Raw genomic sequence first — 13,531 nt, forward strand, 5'->3', positions numbered from 1 at the left:
CACGACAATGGACGCGACAGGGGCAGTGGCAGCGGTCAGCGGCAGCGGAGAGGCAACCATGGCGGTGTGGGACGACCTGGTCGGCCAGGACAGGGTGGCGAGCCAGCTCACCGCCGCCGCCCGGGACGCCGACGCCTACGTCACCGCACACGCCCGCGCCGGCGCCGACGCGGCGGCCGCGCACGTCGCCGTCGACACCTCCGCCGAGTCCGCCGTCGCCGCCGGCTCGTCCATGACGCACGCCTGGCTGTTCACCGGGCCGCCCGGCTCCGGCCGCTCCACGGCGGCCCGCGCCTTCGCCGCCGCCCTGCAGTGCGTCAGCCCCGACCGCGCCCTCGGCGGCGCCCCCGGCTGCGGCTTCTGCGACGGCTGCCACACCGCGCTCGTCGGCACCCACGCCGACGTGGACGTCGTCCGCACCGAGCAGCTGACCATCGGCGTCAAGGAGACGCGTGAGCTCGTGCGGCGCGCCCAGCTGTCGCCGGCCGGAGGCCGCTGGCAGGTGATCGTCCTGGAGGACGCCGACCGACTCACCGAAGGAGCGGGCAACGTCCTGCTGAAGGCCGTCGAGGAGCCCGCACCGCGCACGGTCTGGCTGCTGTGCGCCCCCTCGACCGAGGACGTGCTCCCCACCATCCGCTCCCGCTGCCGCCACCTGGGCCTGCGCACCCCGCCCGGCGCGGCCGTGGCCGACCTCCTCGCCCGGCGGGACGGCATCGACCCCGCGCTCGCCGCCGCGTGCGCGCACGCCACCGGCGGCCACATCGGCCGCGCCCGTCGCCTCGCCACGGACGAACGGGCGCGCGCCCGCCGCACCGCCGTCCTGCGGCTGCCGCTGCGCGTGGACACGGTCGGCGGCTGCCTCACCGCCGCGCAGGAGCTCATCGACGCCGCCACCGAGGACGCCAAGCAGGTCGCCGAGGAGCTCGACGCCCGCGAGACGGACGACCTGCGCGCCGCGCTCGGCGGCGCCGAGGGCAAGCGCATGCCGCGCGGCACGGCGGGCGCGATGAAGGAGCTGGAGGACCGGCAGAAGCGGCGCGCCACCCGCACCCAGCGGGACTCCCTGGACCTCGCCCTCACCGACCTCGCCGGCTTCTACCGCGACGTCCTCGCCCACCAGCTCGGTGCGGCCCCCGTCCACCCCGTTCCGGACCAGGGCCTGTCCGCCGCCGAGGGCGTCGCCCGCGTCGCGGCCGGGTCCCGCCCCGAGCAGACACTCCGACGCATGGAGGCGATCCTGGCGTGCCGGGAGGCGCTGGAACGCAACGTCGCGCCGCTCCTCGCCGTCGAAGCCATGACGCTCGCGCTGCGCACGGGCTGACCGGGCGATATACGCTCCGGGGAACTGCCCACGGCCCCGATCCGGCGAAGGTGACCCGATGGAAACCAGGCGGCTGCTCCGTACCTCCGGCACGCTCACGGCCGCGGCCGCGCTGCTCCTCTCCGCCTGCACGGCGCAGGACGGCTCGGCGCCGCCCAACCCGGCGGGGGGCAACGTCGACCGCGGGGTCGACCGCGTCCTCGAGCCGCTGTCGGCGGAGATCCCCGGCAGCCTGCGCCCGTACTACGACCAGGAGCTCGACTGGCGCGACTGCGGACCCGAGGGCTTCCAGTGCGCCGACCTCACCGTCCCGCTCGACTACGAGGCCCCCGACGCCGCCGACGACATCGAGGTCGCCGTCGTCCGCGCCCGCGCCACGGACGACGGCGAGCCGACCGGCTCCCTCCTGGTCAACCCCGGCGGCCCGGGCGGCTCCGCCGTCGACTTCGTGCAGAACTTCGCCGGGGTCGGCCTGCCCGCCGACGTCCGCGCCGCGTACGACATCGTGGGGATGGACCCGCGCGGCGTCTCCCGCAGCGAACCCGTCGAATGCCTGACCGACGAGGAGATGGACGCCCACACCCAGACGGACGTCACGCCCGACGACGCCGCCGAGACGGCCGCCCTGAAGGAGGCCAACGACGCCTTCGCCGCCGGCTGCGCGGACGACGCGGGCGAGCTCCTCGGCCACGTCTCCACCGTCGAGGCCGCCCGCGACCTGGACGTCCTGCGCGAGGTGCTCGGCGACGAGAAGCTCACCTACCTCGGCTACTCCTACGGCACGTTCCTCGGGGCCACCTACGCCGGCCTCTTCCCGTCCCGCTCCGGCCGCCTCGTCCTGGACGGCGCGATGGACCCCTCACTGCCCGCCGAGAAGCTCAACCGCGACCAGACCGCCGGCTTCGACACCGCCTTCACCGCCTTCGCCGAGGACTGCGCCGAGCAGTCCGACTGCCCCCTCGGGGACGACCCCGAAGCCGCCGGTGCCACACTCGCGTCCCTCCTCGCCGACATCGACGAGAAGCCCCTGCCCACCGGCGGGGACCGCGAACTGACCGAGTCGCTCGCCACCACGGGCGTGATCAGCGCCATGTACACCGAGCAGTACTGGCCGCGTCTGCGCCAGGCCCTCACCGACGCCCGGGACGGCGACGGAGCCGGGCTCCTCGCCCTCTCCGACAGCTACTACGAGCGCGCCCCCGACGGCTCCTACGGCAACCTGATGTACGCCAACGCCGCCGTCAACTGCATCGACCAGCCCGCCGCCTTCGACGGCGCCGAGGCGGCCGAGGCCGCCGTCCCGGACTTCGAGAAGGCCTCCCCGGTCTTCGGCCGGAACTTCGCCTACTCCGCGCTGATCTGCACCGACTGGCCCGTCGAGCCCACCGGCCGCGCCCACCGCATCGAGGCCGAGGGCGCCGACCCGATCCTCGTCGTCGGCACCACCCGCGACCCGGCCACCCCGTACGTCTGGGCCGAGGGCCTCGCCGCCCAACTCGACTCCGCGACCCTCCTCACCTTCGACGGCGACGGCCACACCGCCTACGGCCGGGGCGACACCTGCGTCGACGGCACGGTCAACTCCTACCTCCTGGAGGGCACCGTCCCCGACGACGGGAAGCGATGCTGACCCCGGCGCGAGCACCCCGCCAACCTGTGTAAACTGAACCGCGCTGCACCGCAGCAACGCCGCCTTAGCTCAGTCGGCCAGAGCGACGCACTCGTAATGCGTAGGTCAAGGGTTCGATTCCCTTAGGCGGCTCCGAGGAAGGGCCAGGTCAGACTCTGTCTGGCCTGGCCCTTCTCGTATCCCTCGGCTGCTACGGACTCACCTCCGACGCGACTCGAAGGGCCGACCGGTGAGGGCGCCCAGGTGGGCGAGGACGCCGCCACCCACCACGACAGTCGGACAGTCGCTCACCTGGTGGACGTCTCCACCGGACACGGTGGCCGCCCTCATCACGGACGCCCCCTTCGTAGCCCGGACGCGTCCGGGGCCGTGACGGTGTGGTTCGGTTCGCCCGTCGAGAGTGCCCCGGGCGTGGCCCGCGCTGCCGGCTCTCCGTCAGGCCGCACTTCGGTCCTGCGGTGCACGTCCGGTCAGGTGCGCGAGGTCGTTCGCGTACTTCTCGATGAAGGCCGGCCACAGCCGCGGAATCCGGCCCGTCGGGCCGAGGCGTGCGTCCTCGACCGCGGCCCGGAAGCGGGCGGAGGGGATCGCGGATCCGTTGACGACGGCCTCCGGCTTCCGGTGTGCGTTCAGGAGCGGGAGGATCGAGTGGTTCCGCTGCGCTTCGGGTGCCGCGCGCAGGGCCGTCTCGAACCGCGCGAACCAGTCGGCGTAGTCGTCCACGCGGTCGATGCGGTGTCCGGCCTCGTTGAGCCAGTCGACGAAGGTGTCGAGCGAGATGCCGTCGTCGTGCGGGTTCACCAGGCTGTACGTCCGGTATCCCGCGTGGGGGGCGCCGCCCAGGGCGACGACGGCCTCGGCGGTGAAGTCGACGGGCAGGCCGTCGTAGTGGGCGCGCTGCCGGTTCCCCGCGCTGTCGGTCTCGTAGAAGGAGTGCGGGGCGATGCCCGTGATGATGAGGCTGAGCAGCAGCCGGGTGAACATGTCGGGGATGTTCAGCTGTCCCGGGTAGTCGGTGTGCGCGAGGATCATGTTCGACCGGAACGTGGTGACCGGGAGTCCGTGCAGGTCGTACGCCTCCCGCAGCAGCACCTCGCCGGCCCACTTGCTCGTCGCGTAGCCACTGGCGTAGCCGTCGTCGACCGGCTGGTCGGGGAGGGCCACGCGCACGTCGGCGTCCTCGTCCAGGGCGCCGTCGCCGGGCAGGGACGCGGCGACCGCCACGCTGGAGATGTAGGTGAACGGCTTGAGTCGCTCCGTGAGGCCCAGGTGGATGAGCTCGGCGGTGCCCACCACGTTGGCGTCGAACAGGTGGTTGTAGGGCAGCACGTGGTTCACCAGGGCACCGGCGTGGACGATCCGGTCGACGTCGACGGACAGTCGCTGCCACACCTGGTCGCTCAGGCCCAGCTGCGGCTCTGCCATGTCGCCGGCCAGGACCTCCAGGTGGTCGGCGGCCAGCTCTCGGAAGGCGGCGGCGGGCTCGCCGTCCCCGCTGCCGAAGGCGTCGGCGAGCCGTGCGCGGGCCGCGGCGTCGTCTGTTCCGCGCACCACGGCGATCAGCTTTCCGCCGGACGGGGCGAGCCGCTTCAGCCACTCCAGGCAGAGGAAGCGACCGAGGTAGCCGCTCGCGCCGGTGAGCAGCACGGTGTGCGGGTCGCCGAGGACGCGGGGCAGCGACCGGGCGGCTGCGAGGGTGTCCGCGTCGATGAACTTGTCGAGAGTGAGGTCCTTCGCGTGGACCCGGGTGCTGTCCGCCCCGTGGACCGACGCGAAGCTCGCCCCCTGTTGCCCGGTCGCGAGCTTTGCCTCGATGTAGCCCGCGAGGCGCCGCAAGTCGGTGCCGGCACTGGCGATCACGTCTACGGGAACGCGGATCTCGAAGATGTCGTGGAGGAGGTCGGAGTAGTTCACCGCGGAGATGGAGTCCCCGCCGACGTCGCGGAAGCGCGTGTCGGGGGTGATCTCGGCCGGGGTGGAGAGCAGTGCCCGGACGGCCCGCTGCACGGTCTCCAGGACCGGGCGGTCCTTGCCACTGCGGCGCACATCGCGCAGCTCGTCGTTCTCCCTGGCGGCGATGGCGGCGTAGGTGTCCTCCAGAACCCGGCGGTACTTCGCCAGGAGCTGGGGTCGCAGGAGCTTGCGGTGGTCCGAGAGCAGGCCGTTGCTCTGGCTGAACGGCTCCGTCTCGATCAGGACGTCGCGGGGGATCTCGTAGGAGTTGAGGCCGGCTTCCTTCGCGATCTCCTGGAACGACTCCCCGATCAGCTTCTTGAGCGTCGTCTCGTCGTCGCGGTACTGCTCCAGGATGTCCGTGGTCGGGACGACCACGGACAGCAGGTAGGGCCGTTCGCTGTTTCCGTAGACGAAGATCTGCCGGACCAGCGGGCTGACGGCGAAGGCAGCCTCCAGGCGCGAGGTGGCGACGAACTCTCCCTGGGACAGCTTGAGGACGTTCTTCCGCCGGTCCACGACGACATGCCGGCCCGGCTCGGTCTCGGCGACGATGTCGCCCGTCCGGTAATAGCCGTCCTCGTCGAATATCTCCGCGTTGAGTTCGGGCCGTTGGTAATAGCCGGGGACCATGGCCTCGGACTTCAGCAGGAGTTCCCCGCGCGGGTACGGCACGTCCGTCCTGTAGTAGCCGAGTTCGGGGACGTCCACGAGTTTGTAGTCGGTGACCGGAGGGCGCAGGAGTCTTCCGTCGACCGAGACGGCGGCGGCCTCGGTGGATCCGTAGATGATGTGCACGTCGATGCCGAGCAGAGACTCCGTGAATTCCTTCAGCTCGGCCGAGAGCGGGGCGGATCCGCAACTGGCCCACGCCACGCGGCCGCCCAGGACGTTCTCGCGGAGGTCCTTCTTGACGTCCGCCTCGATCCGCTCCGTCACGCGGTCGCCGGGTTCGCCGAGACGGCGGTCGAGTTCACTCTGGTATCTCTGGAAGAGCATTTCGCACACGCGGGGGACCAGGGACATCTCCGTGGGCCTCGCGAGTGCCATGTCCTCCAGGAAGGAGGACAGGTCGCTCATCGCGGTGAAGTACGTCGTGCCACCGCGCGCCAGCGTGTTCTTCAGCGAGGAGTGCCCGGCGACGTGGCTCATCGGCATGTAGTGGAGGTTCGCCGCGTGCTCGTCTGAGAACAGCTGCGACCAGGCGCCGCCCCACATGGCCGCGGCGAGGCGCTCCGTGTACATGGCGCCCTTGGGGGTTCCGGTGCTCCCGGAGGTGTAGATGAGCATGGCCAGCGGGTCATCGTCGCCTTCGGCGTGGAACAGCGGTGCCCCGGGGCGCTCGGCGCCGAGTTCGAGCACGTCCCGCAGGAGGTCGATGTCCAGGTCGCTCCCCTGTTGCGCCAGGCGGTCCCGGACGGCCGTGAACCTGGCGCGCTGCTCGTCCACCGCCGGTTCGTAGTCGAAGAGCACCAGGCGCCGCACAGACGGGCTGCCCAGCGCCAGTTCCGCCGCGGCGTCCAGGCGCTCGATGCTGGTGGCGATCAGCACCGGCTCGGTCTCACCGACGATCGCACCGAGCTGGGAGACCGCGGAACTGGTCTGGAGCGGAACACTGACCGCACCGAGATGGGCACAGGCCAGATCGACCACCGTGTACTCGACGCTGGCGAATCCGAGAATCGCCACCCGGTCCCCGGCATCCACCGTGCGTTCGGCGCCGTGGTGCCATGCGCCCGCCACCGAGCGGACGCGTTGCCACAGTTCTCCGTAGGTGGTCATGTCGTACCGGGGCAGCAGGCGTATACGCGTACGGCCCGTGTGGTCGTCCTTGACGATTTCCCTCGCGCGTTCTCCGAGAGCCGGGCGCTCGGTATAGCGCTCCATTATGTCGGCCATCACTCGCGCAAGTCGCATGATGAATCTCCGCATCGGATTGCTGGATGACGCCAACTCCTGATGTCGAGGGCGCGTTGCGATGCTAGGCACGCACCGGTCGCGGCTCCCAGCAAAGGATCACCAGTCCATCAGGTCCGTCCCGGCGCCGGCGTGACCGGGTTGTACGTCCGCGGCCCATCTGACGGACTATGTTTCCGCGGGCTTGCTCGCCGATCGGCTCCTGCTCCACCATGGCACTGGTCCGAGAGACGCTCCCGGTCGCCGATGTGAAGGCACCGCAATGCGGGACCTGAGCAGTGGACGAACGATTCAACGTCCCGAGAATTCACGGGTGCCAGCGTCATCGGGGAACCCTGCGGCCGAAATTCGCCGAAGGGCGCGTGAATTCCGAATGTGAAACTGCGCCACGTTTTCCGTACGACTCGGCGCAGCACCAGGTCTGTCGACAGCCGGACACGTGTGCCCGGCCGATTCGAGGGAACTCTATGAGCGACATCGTCACTTACCTCCGTTCCATACCCGCACGACAACAGCCCGACTGGGCGGGTGATCCGCGACTCGAAGAGGTGCGCGCGAGCCTCAGCTGCATGCCGCCCCTGGTGGACTCCGAGGACGTGCAGCGGCTGCGTTCCCTGCTCATGGAGGCGGCGACGGGGCGCCTCCAGGTCATCCAGGCCGGAGACTGCGCGGAGGACCCCGCGGAGGCCAACCCGGCCGACGTCACACGCAAGGGCGCCCTGCTCGACGTCCTCGCCGGGACGATGCGCCTGGCGTCCGGCCGGCCGGTGCTGCGGGTCGGGCGGCTCGCCGGGCAGTTTGCGAAGCCTCGCTCCTCACCGGTGGAGAAGGTCGGCGGACGTGAACTGCCGGTCTACCGAGGCCACATGGTGAACCGCCCGGATCCCGACCCCGACCTGCGGCGTCCGGACCCGCAGAACCTGCTGTCCGGGTACCGGGCCGCCAGCGACATCATCCACTTCCTGGGCTGGCGCGGTACCGGGAGCGGGAAGGGTCTCGACGCACCGGTCTGGACGAGCCACGAGACGCTGCTGCTCGACTACGAACTCCCCATGCTGAGACGCGAGCCCGACGGCTCACTCCTCCTGACCTCGACGCACTGGCCGTGGGTCGGGGAGCGGACCCGTCAGCTCGACGGCCCCCACATCGCCCTGCTCGCCACCGTCTCCAACCCGGTCGCCGTCAAGGTCGGGCCCACGATGACGCCCGACGAGATCCTCGCCCTGTGCGACCGCCTCGACGCGCAGCGCCAGCCCGGTCGTCTCACGCTCATCGCGCGGATGGGCGCGGAGAACGCCGCCCGCGTCCTCCCCGGACTGGTGACGGCGGTGCGTGACGCGGGGCATCCGGTGCTGTGGCTCGCGGACCCCATGCACGCCAACACGGTCAGCGGCCCGGACGGGACCAAGACCCGGTACGTGACGACGGTGGCGCAGGAGGTCCTGGAATTCCAGAAGGCCGTGACCGGGAACGGCGGGATCGCCGCCGGGCTCCACCTGGAGACCACTCCGGAGGCCGTCGTCGAGTGCGTGCACGACGCCAGTGAGACGGGACGTCTGGGAGAGAAGTACCTGAGCTTCTGCGATCCGCGGCTCAACCCCCAGCAGGCGGTCGAGGTCGTCTCGGCCTGGCGGGGCTGAGCGGCGCCTCGGAACAGCCGCCGTGCCGACACGTCCCGGTCGGCCCGGCGGCACCGGGCCCTGTCGTCGCCCCCCGTTTCCCCTCCCCGCGACGACGGGGCCCGCCTCCTTCACGTCCCCTCGACCCAGCGGGCCTCAGCTCTTGGCCCCCACCTCCATGGAAGGACCTCACCCCCATGTCCCACATACCGCCCGTCGAGCCGTACCCCATGCCCGGGGAAGGGGACCTGCCCGAGAACACGGTCAGATGGGTACCCGACGCGAACCGGGCCGTGCTGCTCCTGCACGACATGCAGGAGTTCTTCCTCAGGCCCTTCCCCCGCACCGGCGAGCCCGGCGGTCCCCTGGTCTCCAACGCCACGCTGCTCCGGGAGCGCTGCGCCGAGCTCGGCATCCCCGTGGCCTACACGGCGCAGCCCGGTGGCATGACAACCGAGGAGCGCGGCCTGCTCCGCGACTTCTGGGGGCCCGGAATGGACCCGGAGCCGGAGCACCGCAGGATCGTCTCCGGTCTCGAATCCCGGCCGGGGGACTGGACGTTCACCAAGTGGCGGTACAGCGCATTCCACAAGTCCCGCCTCCTGGAGCGTATGCGCCTTCATCAGCGCGACCAGTTGATCGTCTGTGGTGTGTACGCGCACATCGGCGTCCTGATGACCGCGGTGGACGCCTACACCCACGACATCCAGCCCTTCCTGGTGGCCGATGCCGTGGCCGACTTCTCGGTCGAGGACCACCGCCTCGCTCTGCACTACGTCGCCCGGCGCTCCGGCCGGGTGCTCACGACCAAGGCCGCGCTCGAAGAACTGGGCGGGCCCGCGTCCGTGGAGAGCACGGCCGCGCCGGTGGGCGTGGGACGACCCGGAGCAGCCCGGTGAACGCACGGTCCGCAGCAACGGCTCACAGGGGGAACACCATGGCAGCACCGCTGGAGACACCCGAGCTCCTGGCCCACATCCTCGACGGCAGCGCGGAGGAGTTCGCGCTGCTGTACCGGCCGGAGCAGGCCGGGGCCGACACCTTGGAGATCCTGCTCGGTGACGTCACGGAGGTCACCGCGCTCAAGGACCTGCCGCTCGACGAGGAGCCCGAGCCCGGCGCGGGACACGACCTGCTGGTTCTCGTCCCCTACGGCCAGATCACCGAGCGGGGCTTCCAGGCGCGCACCGACGGCGAGCCGCTGCTCTCCATGGCCGTGCGCGAACAGGCCGCGGTGCCGCTCGGCGCCACCGTGCCCCACCTCCCCGGCAGGCCGGTCAAGTTCGTCGACGGAGAGTTCGACGTCACCGACGCGGACTACGCGGACATCGTGCGCCGGGTGATCGAATCCGAGATCGGTACGGGAGAGGGGGCCAACTTCGTCATCAAACGCTCCTTCACCGCGCAGCTGCCCGACTTCTCGCGAGAGGTGGCCCTGTCCGTCTTCCGACGGCTTTTGGAACGCGAGGTCGGCGCCTACTGGACCTTCCTCGTGCACACGCACGGGCGCACATTCGTCGGCGCCACACCGGAACGGCACGTCAGCGTGCACGGCGGCGTGGCCGTCATGAACCCCATCAGCGGCACCTACCGGTACCCCGCGGACGGCCCCAGCCTCGACGGCGTCCTGGCGTTCCTGGACGACCGCAAGGAAGCCGACGAGCTCTACATGGTCGTCGACGAGGAGCTGAAGATGATGGGCCGCGTCTGCCCGTCGGGCGCCCGTGTGGTCGGCCCGTTCCTGAAGGAGATGGCGCGTCTTGCGCACACCGAGTACTTCATCGAGGGCAGGACCGACCGCGATGTCCGCGACATCCTCCGCGAGACGCTCTTCGCCCCGACGGTGACCGGCTCCCCGCTGGAGAACGCGGCCCGGGTGATCCACCGCTACGAGCCCGTCGGCCGCGGGTACTACAGCGGGGTCGCCGCCCTCATCGGCCGTGACGCCGCCGGCGGGCGCACCCTCGATTCCTCGATCCTCATCCGCACCGCCGACATCGACGCCTCGGGCCGGATGAGCATCGGGACCGGTGCGACGCTCGTGCGCCACTCGGACCCTGTGTCCGAGGTCCGGGAGACCTGGGCCAAGGCCGCAGGGCTCCTCGCGGCACTCGGCGAGGGCGAGCCCCTCCGCTACGGCGCCCACCCGCAGGTCCGCGCCGCGCTCGACCGGCGCAACGAGGGGATCGCCGACTTCTGGCTTCGCGACCAGGCCGCTCCGGCCGGGCAGAAGCAGCCGCTGGCCGGGCAGCGGATCCTCATCGTGGACGCGGAGGACACCTTCACCGAGATGATCGCCCATCAGGTGCGCTCGCTGGGCTGCGAGGTGGCGGTGCGGCGTTTCGACGAGGCGTACGACGTGGCCGAGCACGACCTGGTGATCCTGGGGCCCGGGCCCGGGGACCCGCGTGAGACGGATCATCCCAAGATCGCCCACCTGCGGGACGCCGTCACCGGGCTGCTCGCGCAGGGCCGGCCCTTCCTGGCCGTGTGCCTGAGCCATCAGGTGCTGAGCGGCCTCCTCGGGCTGCGACTGCGCCGCAGGCCGGTGCCCAACCAGGGCGTGCAGCATGAGATCGACTGGTTCGACGGGCCCGCGCGGGTGGGGTTCTACAACACCTTCGCCGCCCACGCCGAGAGGGACGCGTTCGACCACCCCGTGCACGGACGCGTGCGGATCAGTCGCGATCCGGTGAGCGGTGAGGTGCACGGCCTGCTGGCCGACGGCTTCGCCTCCACGCAGTTCCACGCCGAGTCCGTGCTGACCCAGGACGGCCCGGGCGTCATCGCCGGGCTGTTGGAGCACCTGGGCGCCGCACGCGTCGGCTGACCGACCGAGGAACCTCCCCCTACGACTTCTAGGAGCCCCGCCATGTCCTTCGAAGACCAGACCCCCGCCACGGCGGCGTCCGCGACGGCGCCGGCGGCCGTGGTGGCCGAGCTCGTGCTCGAACTCGCCGACGTGCTGCAGGTGAAGCCCGAGCAGATCGACCCCGGGCAGCCGTTCCGCGCGCTGGGCGTCGGATCCGTACCGGCCGTCCAGTTCGTGTCTCTGGTGAACCGCCGGTACGGAACGGCCATCAGGGCCAGCGCGCTGTTCGAGTACTCGACCCCGCTGGCCTTCGCCGGGCTCGTGGTCCGCGAAGCCGAGGGCCGGGAGGAGGACGCCGACGCCGACCAGGTGGCCGCCGAGGAAGTGGGGGCCCTGCTCGACGCGGTGCGCGAGGATCGGCTCTCCGTGGACGAGGCGCTCACCCGACTGCCTCAGCGGGCGTGAGCGGACCAGGACGATGGACGAACGAGAAGTACTCACCCGGTTCAAGGCCGGGGTTCTGGAACGCGGACAGGCCGTGTGGCTCCTCGTGGACCGAGGCAGGGCGCTCGACCGCGGACAGCAGGCGGCTCCCGACAGCCTCCCCGTCCGGGGCGGGTCCGGGACGGCGCCGGAGCGGCCCGCACCCGTCAAACTCTGGTTCTGCTCCGATGACGAGCTCGACTCCGGGCTCGCCGTCACGCTGGCACGGCACTGGCTGGACGAGCACGAGCAGGAGATCGCGGAGCGGTTCCTGTTCGAGGACGACCGGCGCCAGTACCTGGTCGCTCACGCGCTCGTGCGGCGGGTCCTCGCACTGGAGAGCGGACTGCCCGAGGCGGAGGCCGTGATCTGGAGGTCTCGGCGGGGGCGGCCGTTCCTGCGCCGGCCGGCTCGCGGGCTGCCCCGCGGCGGACGGGAGCTGGACTTCAACCTGTCCCACGCCGGGGGCTACAACCTGCTCGGCGTGGTACGCCGACACCGGGTCGGGGTGGACGTGGAGCGGGTCGATCGCGGGGGGCAGGGGCTCGACGCGATCATCGACACCTTCGCGCGTGAGGAGCGGGACTGGGTGGCACAGGCCGCTCCGGGCCGCGCACGAGACTGTCGGACCCTGCGGTTGTGGACGCTGAAGGAGGCGTATTCCAAGGCGCGCGGCCTGGGCCTTGAACTCCCCTTCGACAGTTTCTCCTTCACTCTGCACGAGGAGCGCGGCGTCCTGCGGTTCCGGCCGCCCGAGACCGAGGAAGCGCTGCCGTGGCGGTTCCTGGAACTGGAACCGGAGCCCGGGGTCCTGGCTGCCGTGGCGCTCCTGGACGACGCCGAGGTGCCGTCCGTTCTCCTGCTGCACCACGGCTTTCCCTGGAGCCGGGAGGCACCGCAGGAGCTGGAGCTGCCGCAGACGGTCTCCTGACGCCGCAACGGTGCCAGGGGGTGTCCTGTCGATCCTGGCGGTTCCGCCAAGACCGACAGGACACCCCCTGGTCGGCCGCGCGAACGGCGGACCGGTCAGGATTCGCCGCGTGGTTCGAGGTCGATGCGGGGTAGGGTGCCCGGTGTGGCGATTCCCGGGAGCAGGAGCCGCCACATCTCCACGGTGCGCTCCGGCAGGTCCTCGCGCTCGTTCACCAACTGGGCGTACAGCTGGACGCCCGTGCACGCGCTGACGATGAACTCGGCCACCATCGCCGGGTCGACCCCGGGCAGCAACTCCCCGCTCTCACGTGCGTCGCGGAGACATTCCTCCATGACGTCCCGCCACTGCACGAACGAGGTGACGTCGTGCACGCCGAAGCCGCCCTGCTCCACGGAGAGCCGGACACCGGCGCGCAGCAGGGGGTCGCGCAGAAGCTGCTGCGCCCACACGCGCGTGATGTCCACGAGGCGCTGCAGCCCCTGGGTGTCGAGGTACGGCTCGATGCTCTGGGGCTGCGCCTGCATCACCGCCTTGGCGATGCCCTCCTTCGACTCGAAGTGGAAGTACAGGGATCCCACGGTCACACCGGCGCGCTTCGCGATCTTGCTGAGCCCCGTGGCGGCGTACCCGCATGCGTCGAACTCCTCGGCCGCCGCTTGAAGCAGCAACTGGCGCGTCCGCACCGCTCTCTCCTGCATCTGACGTTCCACGCTTGAGCTCCGCTCGTCCGTCGGCCGGTACAGGCGTCGGCCGGTACAGGCCTAGACAAAAAAAAGAATCATCCTTATGTTATCTGCCGTGGCCCGTGCCGTCCAGGCGACCGTGTCCTACCGGGCCCTTCCTGCTCGCCGCACTCCCG

General features: G+C 71.1%; 9 protein-coding genes and 1 tRNA gene. 8 read left to right on the forward strand and 2 right to left on the reverse strand.

Annotated elements, in window-relative coordinates; all coding sequences use genetic code 11:
- Positions 1–58: 58 nt before the first annotated feature.
- From IF129_RS11150 to IF129_RS11160, 3 genes are all read left to right on the forward strand, one after another.
- On the forward strand, positions 59–1,324 hold the full coding sequence (locus tag IF129_RS11150; protein ID WP_191209404.1) for a DNA polymerase III subunit delta': 1,266 nt from the start codon (positions 59–61) through the stop codon (positions 1,322–1,324).
- Between the two features lie 58 nt (positions 1,325–1,382).
- Complete coding sequence (locus IF129_RS11155) at positions 1,383–2,954, forward strand: alpha/beta hydrolase (RefSeq protein WP_191209405.1); 1,572 nt, start codon at positions 1,383–1,385, stop codon at positions 2,952–2,954.
- Between the two features lie 58 nt (positions 2,955–3,012).
- Positions 3,013–3,086 (forward strand) — tRNA-Thr (locus tag IF129_RS11160).
- A gap of 303 nt (positions 3,087–3,389) precedes the next feature.
- Here IF129_RS11160 and car read toward each other — a convergent pair.
- Entirely contained in the window at positions 3,390–6,839 is a 3,450-nt protein-coding gene (gene car / locus IF129_RS11165; RefSeq protein ID WP_318153668.1) for a carboxylic acid reductase, read from the reverse strand.
- 452 nt (positions 6,840–7,291) lie between these two features.
- On the opposite strand from car, the gene IF129_RS11170 reads away from it, so the two are divergent.
- The 5 genes from IF129_RS11170 to IF129_RS11190 all read left to right on the forward strand — a co-directional run bounded on the left by IF129_RS11170 (position 7,292) and on the right by IF129_RS11190 (position 12,669).
- The gene (locus IF129_RS11170) at positions 7,292–8,464 is read left to right on the forward strand and encodes a 3-deoxy-7-phosphoheptulonate synthase (RefSeq protein WP_191209406.1); all 1,173 of its coding nucleotides are present in this window, start codon (positions 7,292–7,294) and stop codon (positions 8,462–8,464) included.
- A gap of 176 nt (positions 8,465–8,640) precedes the next feature.
- Positions 8,641–9,342 carry an isochorismatase family protein gene (locus IF129_RS11175; RefSeq protein ID WP_191209407.1) on the forward strand — a complete coding sequence of 234 codons (702 nt, stop codon included), beginning with the start codon at positions 8,641–8,643 and terminating at the stop codon, positions 9,340–9,342.
- Between the two features lie 38 nt (positions 9,343–9,380).
- Positions 9,381–11,273 (forward strand): anthranilate synthase family protein, encoded by a 1,893-nt coding sequence (locus IF129_RS11180; RefSeq protein ID WP_191209408.1) that lies wholly within the window; start codon positions 9,381–9,383, stop codon positions 11,271–11,273.
- A gap of 42 nt (positions 11,274–11,315) precedes the next feature.
- Positions 11,316–11,720 (forward strand): acyl carrier protein, encoded by a 405-nt coding sequence (locus IF129_RS11185; RefSeq protein ID WP_191209409.1) that lies wholly within the window; start codon positions 11,316–11,318, stop codon positions 11,718–11,720.
- A 13-nt stretch (positions 11,721–11,733) separates the two neighbouring features.
- A complete protein-coding gene (locus tag IF129_RS11190) occupies positions 11,734–12,669 on the forward strand; it encodes a 4'-phosphopantetheinyl transferase family protein (protein WP_191209410.1) in 936 nt (311 codons plus the stop codon).
- Positions 12,670–12,764: 95 nt separating this feature from the next.
- Here IF129_RS11190 and IF129_RS11195 read toward each other — a convergent pair whose 3' ends face one another.
- Positions 12,765–13,382 (reverse strand): ScbR family autoregulator-binding transcription factor, encoded by a 618-nt coding sequence (locus tag IF129_RS11195; protein ID WP_318153670.1) that lies wholly within the window; start codon positions 13,380–13,382, stop codon positions 12,765–12,767.
- Positions 13,383–13,531: the final 149 nt, after the last annotated feature.

This window comes from Streptomyces chumphonensis, from assembly GCF_014779715.1.
Lineage (GTDB): Bacteria > Actinomycetota > Actinomycetes > Streptomycetales > Streptomycetaceae > Streptomyces > Streptomyces chumphonensis.

Excerpts from the sequence above, each read along its gene's own strand:
- IF129_RS11150 (WP_191209404.1), top strand. The coding sequence starts at position 59 with ATGGCGGTGTGGGACGACCTGGTCGGCCAGGACAGGGTGGCGAGCCAG.
- IF129_RS11155 (WP_191209405.1), top strand. The coding sequence starts at position 1,383 with ATGGAAACCAGGCGGCTGCTCCGTACCTCCGGCACGCTCACGGCCGCG.
- car (WP_318153668.1), bottom strand. The coding sequence starts at position 6,839 with ATGCGGAGATTCATCATGCGACTTGCGCGAGTGATGGCCGACATAATG.
- IF129_RS11170 (WP_191209406.1), top strand. The coding sequence starts at position 7,292 with ATGAGCGACATCGTCACTTACCTCCGTTCCATACCCGCACGACAACAG.
- IF129_RS11175 (WP_191209407.1), top strand. The coding sequence starts at position 8,641 with ATGTCCCACATACCGCCCGTCGAGCCGTACCCCATGCCCGGGGAAGGG.
- IF129_RS11180 (WP_191209408.1), top strand. The coding sequence starts at position 9,381 with ATGGCAGCACCGCTGGAGACACCCGAGCTCCTGGCCCACATCCTCGAC.
- IF129_RS11185 (WP_191209409.1), top strand. The coding sequence starts at position 11,316 with ATGTCCTTCGAAGACCAGACCCCCGCCACGGCGGCGTCCGCGACGGCG.
- IF129_RS11190 (WP_191209410.1), top strand. The coding sequence starts at position 11,734 with ATGGACGAACGAGAAGTACTCACCCGGTTCAAGGCCGGGGTTCTGGAA.